The 1,683-nt window shown below is 62.2% G+C and carries 2 protein-coding genes; both read left to right on the forward strand.

Going from position 1 to position 1,683, the window contains the following annotated elements; translation table 11 throughout:
• Positions 1-1,184: tetratricopeptide repeat protein (locus NKJ78_RS30715; RefSeq protein ID WP_352562813.1), on the forward strand; the 1,184-nt coding region annotated here is incomplete at its 5' end.
• 102 nt (positions 1,185-1,286) lie between these two features.
• Positions 1,287-1,683 (forward strand): adenylate/guanylate cyclase domain-containing protein (locus NKJ78_RS30720; RefSeq protein ID WP_352562814.1); only part of this gene is annotated, 397 nt, incomplete at its 3' end.

Genomic DNA, 1,683 nt, shown 5'->3' on the forward strand with positions numbered 1-1,683 from the left:
GCGGCGAGATCGCCAAGGCGCTTGGCATGCAACCTTCGGCAGCGGAAAGCGAGCGCATGGCGCGGCCGCCGACGAGCAATCTCGAAGCCTACGACTTCTATCTTCGTGCCGAGCAGACAGCACGGACCGGTCGGCGCGACGGCCTGCGGGAGGCGCTCACGCTCTACGACAAGGCCGAGCAGCTCGACCCCGCTTTTGCGGAAGCCTTCGCGGCGGATGCAAGCACGACGGTGTATATCTGGCGTGAATCGTTCAATGACATCATGCAGAGCGCACCTGCGCGCAAGCGCGCCTATGAGAAGGCGAGCCGAGCTTTGCAACTCGAGCCTGACCTTTCGTCGCCCTATGCTATTCTTGGGATCATGCAGGTCGTGGATCGCCGCTACGAGGAAGCCATCGCTTCGGTCGAGCGAGCCGTCGCACTCGGCCCCGGCGATGCTGAGACGCAAATAGCCCTGGGATACGTGCAACTGTTCGCCGGCAGTCATGCTGAGGCTGCCGAAGCGGTCGAGACGGCGCTCAGGCTCGATCCCAACCTTTCACCTGTAAACCGGCAAATTGCCGGTCTGGTCTTTCTAATTCAAGGGAGCAACGACAGGGCGATCGAGGCCCTCGAACGCACCCGCGACGATGCGCCGTCAGTCGGAGATTTCACGATCACGCTTGGTGCCGCCTACGCCCGCGCCGGCCGCCTGCAGGATGCCAGGGCGGCAGTGGCCGAGGGGCTAGGTGCCATGTCCACACCAGGTTTCGATTCATTGTCCGCATACCGACTCAACGGTGCCCAATATCGTAACCCGCAGGATTTGGCTCTCATCGTCGACGCGTTGCAGCAGGCGGGCTTGCCCGAATGGCCGTTCGGTTTCACCGGCGATGAGCACAACCGCTTGAAGGGCAAGGAGATCGCCTCGCTGGTGCTGGGCCATACTCTGCAGGGTCAGCTTGAGCCCGGTCTTCAACCAGCCTTCCTCCAGATCGGGAGCGACGGCAAGGCAGCCTTCCGCTCCACGACGCGGCTGGTCACCGAGACCGTCCGTGTCGATGGCGACTTATTGTGCGAGCTGAGCGAGAATATGTTCGGTCGCCCCGACTGTGGTCCCGTCTATAAACGCCGCGACGATGGAGGCGGCGGCTATTCCTTCGTCAACTCGAGCAAGGTGTTTCACTTTACGGTTGTTCAGTAGAAGCACACGCGCGTCATAACGGACGCACACACTCGCGTCCGATGCGGGACTAGAATAGGCTGCGCGGAGCCGCTTGATCGACCAAGGAGGGCGCAGGCAGGTATGGAGCGAAGGCTTACCGCGATCCTTGCTGCCGACGTGGTCGGCTACAGCACGCTCATGGGCGAGGATGAGGTCGGCACGCTCGAACGACTGAAGGGTTGCCGTCGAGAACTGGTCGACCCCGCGATCAAGGAATTCCACGGTCGGATTATCAAGCTCATGGGAGACGGGGCGCTGGTCGAATTCGCCAGCGTCGTTGATGCCGTCCAATGCGCTGCCGCGATTCAGCGCCGGATGGCTGTCCGAGACCCGGGCACCTCCGACCCCCGCCACATCCGGTTTCGCATCGGCGTCAATCTCGGTGATGTCATTGTAGAGGAAAATGACATCTACGGCGATGGCGTCAACATCGCCGCGCGCCTCGAGGCTATGGCCGAGCCGGGGGGTGTATGTATCT

The sequence above is a fragment of the Mesorhizobium sp. M0037 genome (assembly GCF_040323635.1).
Lineage (GTDB): Bacteria > Pseudomonadota > Alphaproteobacteria > Rhizobiales > Rhizobiaceae > Mesorhizobium.